The sequence below is a fragment of the Streptomyces sp. iso_384 genome (assembly GCF_056172905.1).
Genome location: NZ_JBWBTT010000001.1, coordinates 2,436,013 through 2,456,207 on the forward strand (window position 1 = coordinate 2,436,013; position 20,195 = coordinate 2,456,207).

Sequence of the window (20,195 nt, forward strand, 5' to 3'; positions counted from 1 at the left end):
ATGTGCGTGCTATACGCTCGGAATCGAAAGCTTCCTACACCGCTGTGGCGCCCCCCATACCCTGGGAGAGGGGCTCAGTTCCCCCAGCTTCTCTCTAGAAAGGTGCGGACCGGCGTGGCCGACCGTCTCATCGTCCGTGGCGCGCGCGAGCACAACCTGAAGAACGTCTCGCTCGACCTGCCCCGCGACTCCCTCATCGTCTTCACCGGGCTCTCCGGGTCGGGCAAGTCGTCCCTCGCGTTCGACACGATCTTCGCGGAGGGCCAGCGCCGCTACGTGGAGTCGCTCTCCTCGTACGCCCGGCAGTTCCTCGGCCAGATGGACAAGCCGGACGTCGACTTCATCGAAGGCCTCTCCCCGGCGGTCTCCATCGACCAGAAATCGACCTCGCGCAACCCGCGCTCGACGGTCGGCACCATCACCGAGGTCTACGACTACCTCCGGCTGCTCTTCGCCCGGATCGGCAAGCCGCACTGCCCCGAGTGCCACCGCCCCATCTCCCGCCAGTCCCCGCAGGCCATCGTCGACAAGGTCCTCGGCCTGCCCGAGGGCAGCCGCTTCCAGGTCCTCTCGCCGCTGGTGCGCGAGCGCAAGGGCGAGTTCGTCGACCTCTTCTCCGATCTCCAGACCAAGGGCTACAGCCGCGCCCGGGTCGACGGCGAGACCATCCAGCTCGCCGAGCCGCCCACGCTCAAGAAGCAGGAGAAGCACACCATCGAGGTGGTCGTCGACCGCCTCACCGTCAAGGACAGCGCCAAGCGCCGGCTGACCGACTCGGTCGAGACCGCGCTCGGTCTCTCCGGCGGCATGGTCGTGCTCGACTTCGTCGACCTCCCCGAGGACGACCCCGAGCGCGAGCGGATGTACTCCGAGCACCTCTACTGCCCGTACGACGACCTCTCCTTCGAGGAGCTGGAGCCGCGCTCCTTCTCCTTCAACTCGCCCTTCGGCGCCTGCCCCGACTGCACCGGCATCGGCACCCGCATGGAGGTCGACCCGGAGCTGATCGTCCCGGACGAGGAGAAGTCCCTCGACGAGGGCGCGATCCACCCCTGGTCCCACGGCCACACCAAGGAGTACTTCGGCCGCCTGATCGGCGCGCTCTCCGAAGCCCTCGGCTTCCGTACGGACATCCCCTGGGCCGGGCTGCCGCAGCGGGCCAAGAAGGCGCTGCTCTTCGGCCACAAGATCCAGACCGAGGTCCGCTACCGCAACCGCTACGGGCGCGAGCGCGCCTACACCACCCCCGCCTTCGAGGGCGCGGTGCAGTTCGTCAAGCGGCGGCACACCGAGGCCGAGAGCGACTCCAGCCGGGAGCGTTTCGAGGGCTACATGCGCGAGGTGCCCTGCCCGACCTGTGAGGGCACCCGGCTCAAGCCGATCGTCCTCGCGGTGACGGTGATGGAGAAGTCCATCGCCGAGGTCGCCGCCATGTCGATCAGCGAGTGCGCCGAGTTCCTGGGCCGCCTCAAGCTGAACGCCCGCGACAAGAAGATCGCCGAGCGGGTGCTCAAGGAGGTCAACGAGCGGCTGAAGTTCCTCGTCGACGTCGGCCTGGACTATCTGTCGCTGAACCGCGCGGCCGGCACCCTGTCCGGCGGCGAGGCCCAGCGCATCCGGCTCGCCACCCAGATCGGCTCCGGCCTGGTCGGCGTGCTGTACGTCCTGGACGAGCCGTCCATCGGCCTGCACCAGCGCGACAACCACCGGCTGATCGAGACCCTGGTCCGGCTCCGCGACATGGGCAACACGCTCATCGTGGTCGAGCACGACGAGGACACCATCAAGGTCGCCGACTGGGTCGTCGACATCGGCCCCGGCGCCGGTGAGCACGGTGGCAAGGTCGTCCACTCCGGCTCGCTCAAGGAGCTGCTGGCCAACAAGGAGTCGATCACCGGCCAGTATCTGGCGGGCAAGCGGTCCATCCCGACGCCGGACATCCGCCGCCCGGTCGACCCGGCCCGCAGCCTCACCGTGCACGGCGCCCGGGAGAACAACCTCCAGGACATCGACGTCTCCTTCCCGCTCGGCGTCCTCACCGCCGTCACCGGCGTCTCCGGGTCCGGGAAGTCGACCCTGGTCAACGACATCCTCTACACCCACCTGGCCCGCGAGCTGAACGGCGCCAAGTCGGTCCCCGGCCGTCACACCCGGGTCGACGGCGACGACCTCGTCGACAAGGTCGTGCACGTCGACCAGTCGCCGATCGGCCGGACGCCCCGGTCCAACCCGGCGACGTACACCGGAGTCTTCGACCACGTCCGCAGGCTCTTCGCCGAGACGATGGAGGCGAAGGTGCGCGGCTATCTGCCGGGCCGCTTCTCCTTCAACGTCAAGGGCGGCCGCTGCGAGAACTGCTCCGGCGACGGCACCATCAAGATCGAGATGAACTTCCTGCCCGATGTGTACGTCCCGTGCGAGGTCTGCCACGGAGCGCGCTACAACCGGGAGACCCTGGAGGTCCACTACAAGGGCAAGTCCATCGCCGAGGTGCTGGACATGCCGATCGAGGAGGGCCTGGAGTTCTTCGAGGCCGTCCCGACGATCGCCCGTCACCTCCGCACGCTCAACGAGGTCGGCCTCGGCTATGTGCGGCTGGGCCAGTCCGCGCCGACCCTCTCCGGCGGTGAGGCGCAGCGCGTCAAGCTGGCGAGCGAGCTCCAGAAGCGTTCCACCGGCCGCACGGTCTACGTCCTGGACGAGCCGACCACCGGTCTGCACTTCGAGGACATCAGCAAGCTGATCACCGTGCTCTCCGGCCTGGTGGACAAGGGCAACACCGTGATCGTCATCGAGCACAACCTCGATGTCATCAAGACCGCCGACTGGGTCGTCGACATGGGCCCCGAGGGCGGCAACGGCGGTGGCCTGGTGGTCGCCGAGGGAACGCCGGAGCAGGTCGCCTCGGTGCCCGCCAGCCACACCGGGAAGTTCCTCCAGTCCATCCTGGACGCGGACCGGATCAGCGAGGCGGCGGTGCCCTCCGGACGCGGGACGGCCCGCAAGGCGGCCGCCCGCAAGACCGCCCCGGCGAAGAAGACGGCCGCCGCGGCCAAGAAGGCCACCGGCGCCGAGGCGAACGCCACGGCGGCCAAGAAGGCCACCGGCGCCGAGGCGAACGCCACGGGCGCCAAGGCCGGTACGGCCAAGGCGGCCACCGGCAAGAAGGCCGCCGCGAAGAAGACCACCCGCGCTCGCAAGGCCTGAGCGAAGGAGCGACGACGGCGGCCCCCGCAGGACGAAGGGGGCCGCCGTCGCGCGTCCGCGGGAGGCGGTCCGGCCCGGTCGCAGGGCTTCCGGTCCCCGCCGGTATCGTCGGTTCTGTCACCGGCACGCAGGGCCGCCGTCGCCGCCCCGCCCGTCCGGCGACCCGATCCACCCTGGGATCCGCCGTGATCCACCCCGAACAACGACCCGTGGAGCCCGCATGCCCGGTCTGCCCGCCGCCCGCCGTACCGTGCTGAAGGGTGCCGCGCTCGCCGGCGCCGCAGGGCTGGGAGCGGCCGCCTGCTCCACCGATTCCAAGCTCGGCCACGCCAAGAACCCCACGCCCACCGCACCCGTCGACCTCGGGGCCGCCTCCGAGGTGCCCGTCGGCGGAGCCAAGCTCTACCGCGAGCAGCGCCTGGTCGTCGTCTGCCCGGCGAAGGGCGAGTACAAGGCGTTCTCCGCCCAGTGCACCCACGGCGGCTGCGTCCTGGACAAGGTCGAGGGCACCGAGGGCCACTGCCCCTGCCACGGCAGCCGCTTCGACGTGACCACCGGCCAGCCGGTGAAGGGCCCGGCCACCGTGCCGCTGCCCGCCGTCCCGGTCACCGCCGAGGGCGGAAAGCTCGTCGCGGGCCCCGACGCCTGACGGACCGCGACGCCCGGGACCCGCGCGCAGGGGCGCTCACTCCCAGTCCCAGTCGATCCCGATCAGGCCCGGCCGTACGCCCTCCTCCACCAGGTGCACGGTCCGGTGCCGGCCGGTCAGTGTGAGGTCGCCGCGGGCCCCGCGCACCGCCCCGGCCGACGCCTGGGCGAACCGGCGGCACCGCACCGGGAGCGCTCCCTCGTCGAAGCCGACCTGGAGCACGTACTGGCCGCCCCCGAAGGTGAAGCCGCGCACGTACTCACCGCTGGTCCCGCCCGTACCGTCCTCGAAGCCGTAGCCGAAGAGATACGTCTCGCCGGACCGCAGCCGGGTGTCGAAGAGCAGCTCCGCCACCAGCACCCCCGCCTCCCGGTCCCAGCGCACCCGGCCCGTCCGGCAGTTCTCCAGGGCCCGCACCGTGATCCGCGACGGATCGCAGCCGGGGTCGCCCCGGTGCACCGCGAGATAGCGGTCGACGCCGTCCCGGTGCGCGCGCACCACATGCCGCGACGTGCGGCCCGCCAGCTCGCGCCGCGTCCCGATCCGTACCCGCTCCTGGTGCCCCACGGTGTGCAGCCCGCCGTCCACGGGTGACTCCATCGCCGCGAGCAGCCGCTCCACCGAGCCCGACGCCTCCATCAGCGAGCGGTACGAACGGGTCGCCGGACGGTCGCCCTCCGCCGGGGCGTCGCCGTCGCGCAGCAGCCGGAGCAGCGAGTCGTCCGGCAGCGCGAGGACCTCCTCCAGCGCCCGCACCGCCCGCAGCGACTCGGCCCGCCGGGGGCGGCGCACCCCCTGCTGCCAGTAGCTGAGACTGGTCACCCCGAGTTTGACGCCCCGGTGCGCAAGATGGTGCTGCACCCGCTGGAGCGGCAGCCCGCGCACGGACAGAGCGGTGCGCAACGCCAGATGGAACGGTCCGGTCCGCAGTACCTGCGCCAGTTCGGTCTCGGTCTGCCGCATGGCGGGCCTCCGGTGAACGTTCACGTGGGGAGTGGCGACACCGCCCCGGGGGGATGCGGGGGAGCAGGTGACCGGGGCGGGGCCGTTCACACGGACGCCGTGCCGTTCACACCGTGATGTCACCTCGCATTGAAGCGTGTTGACCTGCTCCGGACAACGCCGGATGCTCATCGTCAGCGTCCGGACGCGCTCCTCCGATCCCCGCCCCCCCCGCCTTGGGAGGAACGCCATGCGCAACCGAAGAGTCAGGCCCGGAAGGTTCTCGTTCACCGCCCTTCTGGCCGCCCTCCTGCTCGCCGTCCCCGCGGGCACCGCCACCGCGGCCCAGTCGCCGGCCGGAGCCGGCTCCACCGTCGCCGCCGCCCAGCGGCTCGACATCACCATGCAGGCACAGCAGCAGACCAACTGGTGCTGGGCCGCCGCGGGCAACACCATCGCCTCCTGGTTCGGCCGCGGCTACTCCCAGAACCAGTTCTGCAACGCCTCCTTCAACCGCAGCCAGAACAGCCAGTGCCCCAACTGGCAGGCCACGCTCGGCAATGCCCAGACCGGCCTGTCCTGGGCCGGGATCAGCCCCGGCAGTTACGTCACCGGCTGGCTGCGCTACCCGACCGTGCGGGCCGAGATATCCGCCCAGCGCCCCATCGAGACGCGTATCCAGTGGTCGTCCGGCGGCGGCCACATGCATGTCGTCTACGGGTACGACGACGCCAACAGCTGGGTCTACTGGGGCGATCCATGGCCCTCCAGCAGCCGCTACAACTGGGCCTCGCACGCCTGGTACGTCAACAACAACGAGTTCTCCTGGACCCACTCGCTCTACCGGATCGGGGCGTGAGGACATGAACTCCACCACCCGGCGCACCGACACCGCCCGGCGCACCAGCACCACCGCCCGGCGCATCGCCGTCGTCACCGCCCTCACCGGCGCCGTCCTGTTCACCGCCGCCGCCCCCGCCCTCGCCGACGACGGCCCGGCGGCCGCGCCGAAGCTCACCCCGGCCACCCTCGAAGCGGCTCACGAGGCCGCGACCGAGCCGGCGACGCTGGACACCCTGTCCCGGTTCTTCGCCCGGGAGTCCGCGGTGAGCAGGGCGAAGGCGGCCCCCCGGATCACGGGGAAGGCGGTTCCCGTCCGTACGCTCTCCGCCGCGTTCGTCGCCGGAAAGCCCGGGGCCGCCCCGAGCACCCTGGACTACCTGGCCACCACCGCCGTCTCGTCCGACGGGCAGAAGGCCTCCCTGTGGACCGTCCCGGCCGGAGCCGACAGCAGCGGCGACTGGCAGGTGGTGAACATCGCCACCGGCGACGACGAGGCCCGCTACACCGCACAGGGGGCCCGCGCCCTGCCCGGCGGCACCGTGTTCCGCGAACCGCAGATCGACGCCTGGTACGTCCACGACGGCTCCCGGGTCCTCCCGCTCGACGAGGACGCGACGACCGCCGTGGGAGCGAAGGGCACCACGCTCGACGCCTTCCGGACCCGGGTCCGGAAGGCCTACGGCGACAAGCTGCCGGGCTCCGGGTACGCCCGCTCCGGCAAGGCGGGCGGCTACGGCCCCGAGGCGGCCGGCGGACCGGCACCCGCCCCCGGCCCGGTCCAGGGCCCGGCCGCCGGTCAGGCCCCGGACAACGCCGCCGGCCCCGCGCTCGCCGGAGCGGCGTCCGGATCGCCGGACACGGCCCTGACCGCCGTCTCCACCACCGCCGGAGCCGGGGCGCTGCTCGCCCTGGCGCTGTGCGGGGCGGCCGCCGTACGCCGCCGGAGCCGTACCGGGCGATCCCCGGCCACGGACGCCTGAGCGGCGGCTCGACCGGACCCGCGGACCCGCGCTCCGGGGTGCGAACACCCCACGGCACCCCGGAGCACGGGCACCGCCCCCCGCACCATCCGAGGACGACGCACTGTCACCGCCCGCAAGTAGGGTGTGAGACATGGCAGACCCCTCCAGCTACCGCCCCAAGCCGGGACAGATCCCCGACTCCCCGGGGGTCTACAAATTCCGCGACGAGCACCGCCGGGTGATCTACGTCGGGAAGGCCAAGAACCTGCGCCAGCGCGTGGCCAACTACTTCCAGGACCTGGCGAACCTCCATCCGCGTACGCGCACGATGGTCACCACCGCCGCCTCCGTCGAATGGACGGTCGTCTCCACCGAGGTCGAGGCGCTCCAGCTGGAGTACTCCTGGATCAAGGAGTTCGACCCCCGGTTCAACGTCAAGTACCGCGACGACAAGAGCTATCCGTATCTCGCGGTCACGCTCAACGAGGACTTCCCCCGCGTCCAGGTCATGCGTGGCGCGAAGAAGAAGGGCGTGCGCTACTTCGGTCCGTACGGCCACGCCTGGGCGATCCGCGAGACCGTCGACCTGATGCTCCGAGTCTTCCCCGTCCGCACCTGCTCCGCCGGGGTGTTCAAGAACGCCGCGCGCACCGGCCGCCCCTGCCTGCTGGGCTACATCGGCAAGTGCTCGGCCCCCTGCGTCGGCCGGGTCACCCCCGAGGAACACCGCGAGCTGGCCGAGGACTTCTGCGACTTCATGGCCGGGCGCACCGGCACCTACATCCGCCGCCTGGAGAAGGACATGATGCAGGCGGCGGAGGAGATGGAGTACGAGCGGGCCGCCCGCCTCCGCGACGACGCCGAGGCCCTCAAGCGGGCCATGGAGAAGAGCGCCGTCGTCCTGGCCGACGCCACCGACGCCGACCTGATCGCCGTCGCCGAGGACGAGCTGGAGGCGGCCCTCCAGATCTTCCACGTACGCGGCGGCCGGGTGCGCGGCCAGCGCGGCTGGGTCACCGACAAGGTCGAGGCGGTCGACACCTCCGGCCTCGTCGAGCACGCCCTCCAGCAGTTGTACGGGGAGGAGCGCGGCGACGCCGTCCCCAAGGAGGTCCTGGTCCCCGCCCTGCCCGAGGACACCGAAGCGGTCTCCCAGTGGCTCGCCGAGCGCCGGGGCTCCCAGGTCAGCCTGCGCATCCCGCAGCGCGGCGACAAGAAGGACCTCATGGTCACCGTCCAGCGCAACGCCCAGCAGGCGCTCGGGCTGCACAAGACCAAACGCGCCTCCGACCTGACCACCCGCTCCCGCGCCCTGGAGGAGATCGCCGAGGCGCTCGGCCTGGACACCGCCCCGCTGCGCATCGAGTGCTACGACATCTCCCACCTCCAGGGCGACGACGTGGTGGCCTCCATGGTGGTCTTCGAGGACGGCCTCGCCCGCAAGAGCGAGTACCGCCGCTTCCAGATCAAGGGCTTCGAGGGCCAGGACGACGTCCGCTCGATGCACGAGGTGATCGGCCGCCGCTTCAAGCGCTACCTCCAGGACAAGGAGCGCACGGGGGAGTGGGAGGAGCAGCCGGCGGACGCCCCGGCCACCGGGCCCGCCGCCACCGGCCCCGTCCCCGGGCCCGCCGCCACCGGCCCCGTCCCCGCGCCCGCGCCCGCCCCGGCCCCCGAGGACGGCGAGCCCCGGGAGGACGACGGCCGGCCCAAGCGGTTCGCCTACCCGCCGCAGCTCGTCGTCGTCGACGGCGGACAGCCGCAGGTCGCCGCCGCCCAGCGCGCCCTGGACGAGCTGGGCATCGACGACATCGCCGTCTGCGGACTCGCCAAGCGCCTCGAAGAGGTCTGGCTCCCCGGCGACGACGACCCCGTGGTCCTGCCCCGCTCCAGCGAGGGCCTCTACCTCCTCCAGCGCGTCCGGGACGAGGCCCACCGCTTCGCCATCACCTACCAGCGCGCCAAACGCGCCAAGCGCGTCCGCTCCAGCCCCCTCGACGACGTCCCCGGCCTCGGCGAGACCCGGAAGCAGGCTCTGATCAAGCATTTCGGCTCGGTGAAGAAGCTCCGGCAGGCGACAATCGACGAGATCTGCGAGGTTCCCGGGATAGGGCGAAGGACGGCGGAATCGGTGGCCGTGGCCCTCGCCTCGACCGCTCCCGCGGCGCCTGCCGTGAACACGGCCACAGGAGAGATCATTGAAGAGGACGACGGGGGCAGCTCATGACCGAGAACAGCCACGAGACCGCACAGCACACCGCAGACCGAGCAGACGGAGCAGCAGACGTGAGTACGAACACCCCGAACGAGACGGGTGAGGCGGCCATCCCCGAGCTGGTGATCATCTCCGGGATGTCGGGCGCCGGCCGCAGCACCGCCGCCAAGTGTCTGGAGGACCTCGGCTGGTTCGTCGTCGACAACCTGCCGCCCGCGCTGATCCCCACCATGGTGGAGCTCGGCGCCCGCTCGCAGGGCAACGTGGCCCGGATCGCCGTCGTCGTCGACGTGCGCGGCCGGCGCTTCTTCGACAACCTCCGAGAATCCCTCGCCGATCTGGAGGCCAAGCACGTCACCCGGCGGATCGTCTTCCTGGAGTCCTCCGACGACGCCCTCGTGCGCCGCTTCGAGTCGGTCCGCCGCCCGCACCCCCTCCAGGGCGACGGGCGCATCGTCGACGGCATCGCCGCCGAGCGCGACCTGCTGCGGGAGCTGCGCGGCGACGCCGACCTGGTCATCGACACCTCCAGCCTCAACGTGCACGAGCTGCGGGCCAAGATGGACGCCCAGTTCGCGGGCGAGTCGGAGCCGGAGCTGCGGGCCACGGTGATGTCCTTCGGCTACAAGTACGGCCTGCCGGTCGACGCCGACCTGGTCGTCGACTGCCGCTTCCTGCCCAACCCGCACTGGGTCCCCGAGCTGCGCCCCTTCACCGGCGTCAACCCGGAGGTCTCCGACTATGTCTTCGACCAGCCGGGCGCCAAGGAATTCCTCAACCAGTACACCGAACTGCTCCAGCTGATCGCCGCCGGCTACCGCCGCGAGGGCAAGCGTTACGTCACCATCGCGGTGGGCTGCACCGGTGGCAAGCACCGTTCCGTCGCCATGTCGGAGAAGCTCTCGGCCCGCCTCGCCGCCGAAGGCGTCGAGACCGTCCTCGTGCACCGGGACATGGGGCGAGAGTGACCGGACGCAATCTGCGGATGCGGCGTCTGAGCCGCGCCACCTCGGCGATCTCGGGCCGCAAGCGCGGTGCCCAGCCCAAGGTCGTCGCGCTCGGCGGCGGCATGGGTCTCTCGGCGTCCTTGGCGGCGCTGCGCCGGATCACCGGCGACCTCACGGCCGTGGTCACCGTCGCCGACGACGGCGGCTCCAGCGGCCGGCTGCGCGAGGAGCTGGGCGTACTGCCCCCCGGCGACCTGCGCAAGGCGCTCGCCGCGCTGTGCGGCGACGACGACTGGGGCCGCACCTGGTCCCGGGTCATCCAGCACCGCTTCGAGTCCAAGGGCGACCTCCACGAACACGCGGTCGGAAATCTGCTGATCGTGGCCCTGTGGGAACAGCTCGGCGACCCCGTCCAGGCGCTCGACCTGGTCGGCAAGCTGCTCGGCGCGCACGGGCGGGTGCTGCCGATGTCGGCCGTCCCGCTGGAGCTCCAGGCGCTGGTCAAGGGCCACGACCCCGACCTGCCCGACGCGATCGTCACCGTGCGCGGCCAGGCGACCGTGGCGCTCACGCCCGGCGAGGTGCAGTCCGTGCACGTGGTCCCGCCCGACCCGCCGGCCGTCCCGGAGGCCGTGGAAGCGGTCCTGGACGCCGACTGGGTGGTGCTCGGTCCCGGCTCCTGGTTCTCCTCCGTGATCCCGCACCTGCTCGTGCCGGAACTGCTCGACGCCCTGGTCACCACGAAGGCCCGCAAGGTCCTCTCGCTGAACCTCGCGCCCCAGCCCGGTGAAACAGAAGGCTTCTCACCGCAGCGTCATTTGGAGGTTTTGGGACGACACGCCCCTAAACTCGCCTTGGACGTGGTGCTGGCCGATGAGGCCGCCGTGCCCGACCGTGAGTCCCTCGCCGATGCCGCAGAACGGCTCGGAGCCGCGGTCGAGCTGGCGCCGGTGGCATCGCCCGACGGCGTTCCGGTCCATGATCAGGAGCTGTTGGCCGCCGCGTACGACCGTATTTTTCGGATGCATGGAAGGATCGGCCCATGGCGATGACGCCAGCGGTGAAGAACGAAATCTCTCATCTTCCCGTCACCCGGACCTGCTGCAGGAAAGCAGAGGTCTCGGCGATTCTTCGGTTCGCGGGCGGGCTGCACCTGGTGAGCGGCCGGATTGTGATCGAGGCGGAGCTGGACACCGGCAACGCCGCCCGCCGCCTCAAGCGCGACATCCTGGAGATCTTCGGGCACAGCTCGGAGCTGATCGTGATGGCCCCCGGCGGGCTGCGGCGCGGCTCGCGCTATGTCGTACGGGTGGTGGCGGGCGGCGACCAGCTGGCCCGCCAGACCGGTCTGGTGGACGGCCGCGGCCGTCCGATCCGCGGGCTGCCCCCGCAGGTGGTCTCGGGGGCCACCTGCGACGCCGAGGCCGCCTGGCGCGGAGCCTTCCTCGCCCACGGTTCGCTCACCGAGCCCGGCCGCTCCTCCTCGCTGGAGGTCACCTGCCCCGGCCCCGAGGCGGCCCTCGCCCTGGTCGGCGCGGCCCGTCGGCTCTCCATCGCCGCCAAGGCCCGCGAGGTGCGCGGCGTGGACCGGGTGGTGGTCCGCGACGGCGACGCGATCGGCGCCCTGCTGACCCGGCTCGGCGCGCACGACGCGGTGCTCGCCTGGGAGGAGCGGCGGATGCGGCGCGAGGTCCGCGCCACGGCCAACCGGCTCGCCAACTTCGACGACGCGAACCTGCGCCGCTCGGCCCGCGCGGCGGTCGCCGCCGGGGCCCGGGTCGGGCGGGCGCTGGAGATCCTCGGCGAGGAGGTCCCCGAGCACCTCGCCGCCGCCGGACGGCTGCGCATGGAGCACAAGCAGGCATCGCTGGAGGAGCTGGGCGCGCTCGCCGACCCGCCGCTGACCAAGGACGCGGTCGCCGGCCGGATCCGCCGGCTGCTGGCGATGGCCGACAAGCGGGCCCAGGATCTCGGCATCCCCGGCACCGAGTCGACGCTCAGCGACGAGCTCGCCGACGGCCTGGTCGGCTGACCGGCCGACTCTACGGCGAGCGCGGGACGTTTGTCCCGGACCCGCCGGGACCAACGTCCCGGCGGGCGTGACGGAGGTCCGTGCTCCTACTGGCGAGTACGGGCCTCCGGCCATGTCCGGTGGCGCGCTAGGGCCCTCTCGATGTCACTCCCGAGCCCTTGGAGAGGTAGGGTCGGAAGCGGTCGGGGACATCCCTATACAACTCGCCGGCGTCGAAAACCGGCGTACCTAACGAGGAGATCGGTTCGTGACGATCCGCGTAGGCATCAACGGCTTCGGCCGCATCGGTCGCAACTACTTCCGCGCGCTGCTCGAGCAGGGTGCGGACATCGAGATCGTGGCTGTCAACGACCTGGGTGACACTGCGACCACGGCCCACCTGCTGAAGTACGACACCATCCTGGGTCGTCTCAAGGCAGAGGTCAGCCACACCGCCGACACCATCACCGTCGATGGTCACACCATCAAGGTGCTCTCGGAGCGCAACCCGGCCGACATCCCCTGGGGTGAGCTGGGCGTCGACATCGTCATCGAGTCGACCGGCATCTTCACCAAGAAGGCCGACGCCGAGAAGCACATCGCGGGCGGCGCCAAGAAGGTCCTCATCTCGGCTCCGGCCAAGGACGAGGACATCACCATCGTGATGGGCGTCAACCAGGACCAGTACGACGCGGCCAAGCACAACGTCATCTCCAACGCCTCCTGCACCACCAACTGTGTGGCGCCGATGGCCAAGGTCCTCGACGAGAACTTCGGCATCGTCAAGGGCCTGATGACGACGGTCCACGCGTACACCAACGACCAGCGGATCCTGGACTTCCCGCACTCGGACCTGCGCCGCGCCCGCGCCGCCGCCGAGAACATCATCCCGACCACCACCGGTGCCGCCAAGGCCACCGCCCTGGTCCTCCCGCAGCTCAAGGGCAAGCTCGACGGCATCGCGATGCGCGTCCCGGTCCCGACCGGCTCCGCCACCGACCTGGTCGTCACCCTCCAGCGCGAGGTCACCAAGGACGAGGTCAACGCCGCGTTCAAGAAGGCCTCCGACGACGGCGCCCTCAAGGGCTTCCTGACGTACACCGAGGACCCGATCGTCTCCTCGGACATCGTCGGCGACCCGTCGTCCTGCACCTTCGACTCCTCCCTGACCATGGTCCAGGAGGGGAACTCGGTGAAGATCCTCGGCTGGTACGACAACGAGTGGGGCTACTCCAACCGCCTCGTCGACCTCACGGTCTTCGTCGGCGAGCAGCTCTGATCCTCGGGTCGGCAGGCACAACGATGTGAGTAAGAGGCTCGACCGGCGCAACGACGCGCCGGTCGAGCCTCTTAGCATGTTCATCCGTCCTTGCAAGGAGTAACGGAAGACCAGATGAAGACGATCGACGAACTTCTCGCCGAAGGGGTCGCGGGCAAGCGGGTATTCGTCCGCGCCGACCTCAATGTGCCGCTGGACGGCACCAGGATCACCGACGACGGCCGTATCCGCGCCGTTCTCCCGACGGTCGCCAAGCTCGCCGAGGCCGGCGCGCGCGTCGTCGTCGCCTCGCACCTCGGCCGCCCCAAGGGCGCCCCGGACCCGGCCTTCTCGCTGGCGCCCGCCGCCGCCCGCCTGGGCGAGCTCCTCGGCGCCGACGTCGCCTTCGCCACCGACACGGTCGGCGAGTCCGCCCGCGCCACGGTCGCCGGCCTCGCCGACGGCCAGGTCGCCGTCATCGAGAACCTCCGCTTCAACGCCGGCGAGACCTCCAAGGACGACGCCGAGCGCGGCGCCTTCGCCGATCAGCTGGCCGAGCTCGCCGACGTCTACGTGGGCGACGGCTTCGGCGCCGTACACCGCAAGCACGCCTCGGTCTTCGACCTCCCGGCCCGGCTGCCGCACTACGCGGGCTACCTCATCGCCACCGAGGTCGGCGTCCTGAAGAAGCTCACCACCGAGGTGAAGCGGCCGTACGCGGTCGTCCTCGGCGGCGCCAAGGTCTCCGACAAGCTCGGTGTGATCGACCACCTGCTGGAGCGGGCCGACCGCATCCTGATCGGCGGCGGCATGGCGTACACCTTCCTCAAGGCCCAGGGCCACGAGGTCGGCAGCTCGCTGCTCCAGGAGGACCAGATTCCGGCCGTGCGGGAGTACCTGCGGCGCGCCGAGGAGAAGGGCGTCGAGTTCGTCCTCCCCGTCGACGTCGTGGTCGCCCCCGTCTTCCCCGACCTGAAGACCAAGGCCCCGGCCCAGCCCACCACCGTCGCCGCCGACGCCATGCCGGCCGGTCAGATGGGCCTGGACAACGGACCGGAGACCAACAAGCTCTACGCCTCGAAGCTCGCCGACGCGGCCACCGTCTTCTGGAACGGCCCGATGGGCGTCTTCGAGCACCCCGACTTCGCCGACGGCACCCGCGCGGTCGCCCAGGCGCTCGTCGACTCCCCGGCCTTCAGCGTCGTCGGCGGTGGCGACTCCGCCGCGGCCGTCCGCATCCTGGGCTTCGACGAGAATGCTTTCGGACATATTTCGACCGGTGGTGGCGCGAGCCTCGAATACCTCGAGGGCAAGACGCTTCCCGGGCTCGCCGCACTGGAGGACTGACCTTTCATGACCACCCGCACCCCGCTGATGGCGGGCAACTGGAAGATGAACCTCAACCACCTCGAGGCCATCGCCCATCTCCAGAAGCTCTCCTTCGCGCTGGCCGACAAGGACTTCGAGGACGTCGAGGTCGCCGTCCTGCCGCCCTTCACCGACCTGCGCACCGTGCAGACCCTGGTCGACGGCGACAAGCTGAAGATCAAGTACGGCGCCCAGGACATCTCGGCGCACGACTCCGGCGCGTACACCGGTGAGATCTCCGGCCCCATGCTCGCCAAGCTGCGCTGCACCTACGTGGCCGTCGGCCACAGCGAGCGCCGCCAGTACCACGGCGAGAGCGACGAGATCTGCAACGCCAAGGTGAAGGCCGCCTACAAGCACGGCCTGACCCCGATCCTGTGCGTCGGCGAGGGCCTGGACATCCGCAAGGCCGGTGACCAGGTCTCCTACACGCTCGGGCAGCTCGACGGCGCCCTGAAGGACATCCCGGCCGAGCAGGCCGAGTCCATCGTGATCGCCTACGAGCCGGTCTGGGCCATCGGGACCGGCGAGGTCGCCACCCCCGAGGACGCCCAGGAGGTCTGCGGCGCGATCCGCGGCCGGCTGGCCGAGCTGTACTCGCAGGAACTGGCCGACGCCGTCCGTATCCAGTACGGCGGCTCGGTGAAGTCCGGCAACGTCGCGGCCATCATGGCGCAGCCCGACGTGGACGGTGCCCTGATCGGCGGCGCCGCGCTGGACGCCGACGAGTTCGTCAAGATCGTCCGCTTCCGCGACCAGTGAGTATGCGGTAGCGCCGATCCGTCGTACCCTTGCGGGGGCCGAGGGGGTTGCCACCCCTGCGGCCCCCGCTGTACGTACAGGCAGTAGTCAAGAATTCCGGAAAGTAGGGACCAGCCGTGGTTTTGGCGTTCCAGATCGCTCTGATCGTCTTCAGCCTGCTGCTGATGCTGCTGGTGCTCATGCACAAGGGCAAGGGCGGCGGCCTCTCCGACATGTTCGGTGGCGGAATGCAGTCCTCCGTCGGTGGCTCCTCCGTCGCGGAACGTAACCTCGACCGCATCACCGTCGTGGTCGGTCTGGTCTGGTTCGCGTGCGTCGTGGTACTCGGTCTGCTCGTCAAGCTGGACAGCTGACCGTCGTCCGCGCCTGCCGGTGACGGTATAACTCCTTCCACTGGACGCGCGTTGGGCCTTACGTAGACTGGGGCATCGCTCGACTCACGCAGGGAGTTACGACCGTGGCAAGTGGCAACGCGATCCGGGGAAGCCGGGTCGGAGCGGGGCCGATGGGGGAGGCGGAGCGGGGCGAGTCCGCGCCTCGCGCCCGCATCTCCTTCTGGTGCTCGAACGGGCACGAGACGCAGCCGAGCTTCGCCCATGACGCGCAGGTGCCGGACATCTGGGACTGCCCGCGCTGTGGCTTCCCGGCCGGCCAGGACAAGGACAGCCCGCCCGACCCGCCCCGCACCGAGCCGTACAAGACGCATCTGGCGTACGTACGCGAGCGGCGCAGCGACGAGGACGGCGAGGCGATCCTCGCCGAGGCGCTGGCCAAGCTCCGCGGCGAGATCTGAAACTCCACCGCGGTACGGCTCCACGGACCACCCAGTCGTTTCACCGGCCGGACACCTCACGGGTGTCCGGCCGTATCGCGTTCCCGCGCCACCGCCCTCCTCCACGCCGTCCGGCTCCTCGATCAATTAGGTTTGTGGGGCAGCGGGGATGCTGATGACGAGTGAGAAGTGGGCTGATATCCCGGATGAACGCAGCAAGCCGAACCAAGCTCAACCAGACGCCCGAGTGGACGGCTCTCGCCGAGCACCGTGAGGGGCTCGGCGCCCCCCAGCTGCGCGAGTTGTTCGCACGGCAGCCGGACCGCGGCACCGCCTACACCCTCCGGGTCGGCGACCTCCACCTCGACTACTCCAAGCACCTGGTCACCGACGAGACGCTGCGCCTGCTGCGCGGGCTCGCCGCCGCCACCGGGGTCGCGGAGCTGCGGGACGCGATGTTCCGCGGCGAGAAGATCAACACCACCGAGGACCGGGCGGTCCTGCACACCGCGCTCCGCGCCCCGCGCGACGCGGTGATCGAGGTTGACGGCGAGAATGTCGTCCCGGCCGTGCACGCCGTCCTGGACAAGATGGCCGGCTTCGCCGAGAAGGTCCGGTCGGGGCAGTGGACCGGTCACACCGGCAAGCCCGTCAAGAACATCGTCAACATCGGCATCGGCGGCTCCGACCTCGGCCCCGCCATGGCGTACGAGGTGCTGCGCTCCTTCACGGACCGCGCGCTCACCGTCCGCTTCGTCTCCAACGTCGACGGCGCCGACCTGCACGAGGCCGTCCGCGACCTCGACCCGGCCGAGACGCTGTTCGTCATCGCCTCGAAGACGTTCACGACGATCGAGACCATCACCAACGCCACCTCCGCCCGGGACTGGCTGCTGACCGAGCTGAAGGCCGGTCAGGACGCCGTCGCCCGGCACTTCGTGGCCCTGTCGACCAATGCCGAGAAGGTCGAGGAGTTCGGCATCGACACGGCCAACATGTTCGAGTTCTGGGACTGGGTCGGCGGCCGCTACTCCTTCGACTCGGCGATCGGCCTCTCGCTGATGGTCGCCATCGGCCCGGACCGCTTCCGCGAGATGCTCGACGGCTTCCACCTCGTCGACGAACACTTCCGCACCGCCCCGCCCGAGGAGAGCGCCCCGCTCCTCCTCGGCCTCCTCGGTGTCTGGTACGGCAACTTCTTCGACGCCCAGTCGCACGCGGTGCTGCCCTACAGCCACTACCTCTCCCGGTTCACCGCCTATCTCCAGCAGCTCGACATGGAGTCCAACGGCAAGTCCGTCGACCGCGACGGCAACCCCGTGGACTGGCAGACCGGGCCGGTCGTCTGGGGCACGCCGGGCACCAACGGGCAGCACGCGTACTACCAGCTGATCCACCAGGGCACCAAGCTGATCCCGGCGGACTTCATCGGCTTCGCCGCCCCGGTCCACGACCTGCTGCCCGGGCTGATCGCCCAGCACGACCTGCTGATGGCCAACTTCTTCGCCCAGACCCAGGCCCTGGCCTTCGGCAAGACGCCCGAGGAGGTCCGGGCGGAGGGCGTGCCCGAGGAACTGGTCCCGCACAAGACGTTCCGGGGCAACCACCCCACGACGACGATCCTCGCCGACAAGCTGACCCCTTCGGTCCTCGGCCAGCTCATCGCGCTGTACGAGCACAAGGTCTTCGTCCAGGGCGCCATCTGGAACATCGACTCCTTCGACCAGTGGGGCGTCGAGCTGGGCAAGGTCCTCGCCAAGAAGATCGAGCCGCTGCTGACCGGTGACGGCGGCGCGGACGCCGGGCAGCTCGACAGCTCCACCGCCGCCCTGGTCGACGCCTACCGCACGCTGCGCGGGCGCTGAGCCGATGCCACAGGGGGAGGGGACGGCGGTGGTGCTGCGGCCGCCGCGCAACACGCTGAACGAGCGGGCCGTCGGCTGGTGGCGGGTCCAGTGGCTGCTGCTGACGGCCGTGCCCGTCGTGCCGCTCGTGGTGCTGGGCGCGCTGATCGGGCCCGCCCGCTTCTGGCTGCTGCTGCCCGCCGCGGTCCTGGCCGTGGCGGGCACGGCGGTCGCCGTCCTCTTCCCCCTGTGGTGGTTCCGTACGCACCGCTGGGAGGTCACCGAGGAAGCGGTGTACGTCCGCACCGGGTTCTTCTGGCAGGAGTGGCGGATCGCCCCGATGTCCCGGATCCAGACCGTGGACACCGTGCGCGGCCCGCTGGAGCAGCTCTTCCGGCTCGCCACCGTCACGGTCACCACCGCCTCCGCCAAGGGCGCGGTACGGATCGCCGGGCTGGACCACGAGGTCGCCGCCGACCTCGCCGGGCAACTCACCCGGATCACCCGCGACACCCCCGGCGACGCCACATGAGCACCGCTGCCCCGCCCGCCGACTGGCACCGCCTCGCCCCCCGTACGGTCCTGGTCACCGCCCTCGTCGTGGCGGGGGTCGTCGCGGGCGCGGCCATCCCCGTCTCGCTCGGGCTCACCCGCTGGTTCAGCCTCCCCGTCGCCGTGCTCCAGGTGCTCGCCGGAGCCGCCCTGGTCGTCGGGGCCGCGGCGGGCGCCGACCGGGTCCGCTGGCACCGCACCCGCTACCGGATCGGCGAGGAGCGCGTCGACCTCCACACCGGCCTGCTGCTCGTCAAGCGTCGCTCCCTGGCCCGCAGCCGCATCCGTACGGTCGACCTCACCGCCAACCTGCTGCTGCGCCTCCTGGGCCTGGTCACCGTCAGGATCGGCACCGGCGAACAGGGCTCCGAGTCCACCCTCGAACTGGACCCGGTCACCCGCACCGAGGGCGAACGACTGCGCCGCCTCCTCCTGGAGCGCGCCGCCACCGCACCGCCCGGCGTCCACCGCGAGGGTGAACTGGCCGTCCTGGACCCCCGCTGGATCCGTTACGCCCCGGTCTCCTTCGTCGCCCCCATGCTCGGCGGGGCGGCCGCCGGGGCCGTGATGCAGGTCAGCGACTGGGTCGGGGCCCAGGGCCAGGTCATCGAGTGGGTCGGCGACCGCTTCCGGGAGACCCCGCTGCTCTGGGTGATCATCGTCCTGGTCCTGGCCGCCCTGGTCGCGGGCGTCGTCGGAGCGCTCGGCCTCTGGATCGAGATGTGGTGGAACTACCGCCTGGAGCGCGAGCCGGGCGGCACCCTGCGGGTCCGGCGCGGACTGTTCACCTCCCGGTCCATCTCCGTCGAGGAGGCCCGGCTGCGCGGCGTCGACCTGGTCGAGCCGCTGGGCGTCCGGCTGTTCGGCGCGGCCCGCCTCGACGCCATCACCACCGGCCTGGCCAAGGACCATGAGGCCAGGAACGCCGACCACAACACCTTGCTCCCGGCCGCGCCCCGGACCCGGGCCGACGCCGTCGCCGCCGACGTCCTGCGCGAGGAGGACACCCCGACCGGCGCCGCGCTCACCCCGCACCCGCGCGCCGCCCGGGGCCGCCGGCTGCGCTGGGCGCTCGCCGCGGTCCTCGGCCCGGTCCTGATCCTGACGCTCCTCGGCGCGCTGCTCACGCCGGTGCTGCTGTGGATCGCGCTCGGCTGTGCGGTGGCGGCCGTCCCCGTGGCGGTGGTGCTCGCCCTGGACGCGTACCGGGCGCTCGGACACACGCTCTCCGGCCGCTATCTGGTCACCCGCTCCGGCACGGTCCGCCGTTCCACGGCCGCCCTGGAGCGGGCCGGCGTGATCGGCTGGACGGTCAGGCAGTCGGTCTTCCAGCGCCGGGCCGGGCTGCTGACCATCACGGCCACCACGGCCGCCGGAGGGGGCGCGTACACGGCGTACGACACCGATGCCTCCGAGGGCCTCACCTTCGCCGCCGAGGCCGTCCCCGGGCTGCTGGAGCCTTTTTTGGAGCGCTCCTCGAAGGACGTCTGAGGCCGGTCAGCCGCCGTGCGTCGTGTCGATGACGCAGAAGCGGTTGCCCTCGGGGTCGGCGAGCACCACGAAGTCCGGGTCCGGCGGATAGAGGTCCCACGCGACCCTGGCCGCCCCGAGCCCGATGAGCCGTTCCACCTCGGCCTCCTGGGTGTCGGAGTACAGGTCGAGGTGGACCCGGGGGACCTCCTGCACGGGGGAGGTGGAGCGCCCCAGCGACACGCCGACGCCGGGCCCTTCGACCGGGACCAGCACCACCCAGTCGTCCGTGCCCGGTTCGCGCTCGGTGTAGGTGAGCGCCGCCTTCCAGAAAGCGGCCGCCCTGCCCACGTCGGTCGCACCCATCACCACGGTTCCGATATGCACCATGGC

General features: G+C 71.2%; 18 protein-coding genes. 16 read left to right on the top strand and 2 right to left on the bottom strand.

Annotated features, from left to right (window positions below; genetic code table 11):
* The first annotated feature begins 114 nt into the window (after window positions 1-114).
* On the top strand, window positions 115-3,207 hold the full coding sequence (gene uvrA, locus AC0VY3_RS10665) for an excinuclease ABC subunit UvrA (RefSeq protein WP_475549492.1): 3,093 nt from the start codon (window positions 115-117) through the stop codon (window positions 3,205-3,207).
* A gap of 220 nt (window positions 3,208-3,427) precedes the next feature.
* The gene (locus tag AC0VY3_RS10670) at window positions 3,428-3,856 is read left to right on the top strand and encodes a Rieske (2Fe-2S) protein (RefSeq protein WP_103507551.1); all 429 of its coding nucleotides are present in this window, start codon (window positions 3,428-3,430) and stop codon (window positions 3,854-3,856) included.
* 36 nt (window positions 3,857-3,892) lie between these two features.
* Here the strand turns inward: AC0VY3_RS10670 and AC0VY3_RS10675 are convergent, their stop codons facing one another.
* Entirely contained in the window at window positions 3,893-4,819 is a 927-nt protein-coding gene (locus tag AC0VY3_RS10675; RefSeq protein ID WP_475549493.1) for a hypothetical protein, read from the bottom strand.
* 229 nt (window positions 4,820-5,048) lie between these two features.
* On the opposite strand from AC0VY3_RS10675, the gene AC0VY3_RS10680 reads away from it, so the two are divergent.
* The 14 genes from AC0VY3_RS10680 (at window position 5,049) to AC0VY3_RS10745 (ending at window position 19,823) form a co-directional block, all read left to right on the top strand.
* Complete coding sequence (locus AC0VY3_RS10680; RefSeq protein ID WP_475549494.1) at window positions 5,049-5,657, top strand: papain-like cysteine protease family protein; 609 nt, start codon at window positions 5,049-5,051, stop codon at window positions 5,655-5,657.
* A gap of 4 nt (window positions 5,658-5,661) precedes the next feature.
* Window positions 5,662-6,621 (top strand): hypothetical protein, encoded by a 960-nt coding sequence (locus tag AC0VY3_RS10685; RefSeq protein ID WP_475549495.1) that lies wholly within the window; start codon window positions 5,662-5,664, stop codon window positions 6,619-6,621.
* A 133-nt stretch (window positions 6,622-6,754) separates the two neighbouring features.
* Complete coding sequence (uvrC, locus tag AC0VY3_RS10690; protein ID WP_475549496.1) at window positions 6,755-8,830, top strand: excinuclease ABC subunit UvrC; 2,076 nt, start codon at window positions 6,755-6,757, stop codon at window positions 8,828-8,830.
* The gene (gene rapZ, locus AC0VY3_RS10695; RefSeq protein WP_103508240.1) at window positions 8,827-9,786 is read left to right on the top strand and encodes an RNase adapter RapZ; all 960 of its coding nucleotides are present in this window, start codon (window positions 8,827-8,829) and stop codon (window positions 9,784-9,786) included. Before uvrC ends, rapZ begins: the two co-directional genes overlap by 4 nt.
* Complete coding sequence (locus AC0VY3_RS10700; RefSeq protein WP_103508241.1) at window positions 9,783-10,817, top strand: gluconeogenesis factor YvcK family protein; 1,035 nt, start codon at window positions 9,783-9,785, stop codon at window positions 10,815-10,817. Before rapZ ends, AC0VY3_RS10700 begins: the two co-directional genes overlap by 4 nt.
* Window positions 10,808-11,797, top strand: coding sequence for a DNA-binding protein WhiA (gene whiA, locus AC0VY3_RS10705; RefSeq protein WP_030078784.1), 990 nt, complete (start codon window positions 10,808-10,810; stop codon window positions 11,795-11,797). Before AC0VY3_RS10700 ends, whiA begins: the two co-directional genes overlap by 10 nt.
* A 247-nt stretch (window positions 11,798-12,044) precedes the next feature.
* Window positions 12,045-13,055 (top strand): type I glyceraldehyde-3-phosphate dehydrogenase, encoded by a 1,011-nt coding sequence (gene gap / locus AC0VY3_RS10710; protein ID WP_006123685.1) that lies wholly within the window; start codon window positions 12,045-12,047, stop codon window positions 13,053-13,055.
* 114 nt (window positions 13,056-13,169) lie between these two features.
* Window positions 13,170-14,381, top strand: a complete 1,212-nt coding sequence (locus AC0VY3_RS10715) for a phosphoglycerate kinase (protein WP_475549497.1) — start codon at window positions 13,170-13,172, stop codon at window positions 14,379-14,381.
* Between the two features lie 6 nt (window positions 14,382-14,387).
* Window positions 14,388-15,164: a triose-phosphate isomerase gene (tpiA, locus tag AC0VY3_RS10720; protein ID WP_475549498.1), complete on the top strand. Its 777-nt coding sequence runs from the start codon at window positions 14,388-14,390 to the stop codon at window positions 15,162-15,164.
* Window positions 15,165-15,280: 116 nt separating this feature from the next.
* The gene (gene secG, locus AC0VY3_RS10725; RefSeq protein ID WP_030078776.1) at window positions 15,281-15,517 is read left to right on the top strand and encodes a preprotein translocase subunit SecG; all 237 of its coding nucleotides are present in this window, start codon (window positions 15,281-15,283) and stop codon (window positions 15,515-15,517) included.
* 104 nt (window positions 15,518-15,621) lie between these two features.
* On the top strand, window positions 15,622-15,957 hold the full coding sequence (locus tag AC0VY3_RS10730; protein ID WP_078566397.1) for an RNA polymerase-binding protein RbpA: 336 nt from the start codon (window positions 15,622-15,624) through the stop codon (window positions 15,955-15,957).
* Between the two features lie 185 nt (window positions 15,958-16,142).
* A complete protein-coding gene (gene pgi / locus AC0VY3_RS10735; RefSeq protein WP_475549499.1) occupies window positions 16,143-17,801 on the top strand; it encodes a glucose-6-phosphate isomerase in 1,659 nt (552 codons plus the stop codon).
* Between the two features lie 4 nt (window positions 17,802-17,805).
* Window positions 17,806-18,312, top strand: coding sequence for a PH domain-containing protein (locus AC0VY3_RS10740; protein WP_475549500.1), 507 nt, complete (start codon window positions 17,806-17,808; stop codon window positions 18,310-18,312).
* Window positions 18,309-19,823, top strand: a complete 1,515-nt coding sequence (locus AC0VY3_RS10745; protein WP_475549501.1) for a PH domain-containing protein — start codon at window positions 18,309-18,311, stop codon at window positions 19,821-19,823. Before AC0VY3_RS10740 ends, AC0VY3_RS10745 begins: the two co-directional genes overlap by 4 nt.
* 6 nt (window positions 19,824-19,829) lie before the next feature.
* Here AC0VY3_RS10745 and AC0VY3_RS10750 read toward each other — a convergent pair whose 3' ends face one another.
* Window positions 19,830-20,192, bottom strand: coding sequence for a VOC family protein (locus tag AC0VY3_RS10750; protein WP_242740613.1), 363 nt, complete (start codon window positions 20,190-20,192; stop codon window positions 19,830-19,832).
* Window positions 20,193-20,195: the final 3 nt, after the last annotated feature.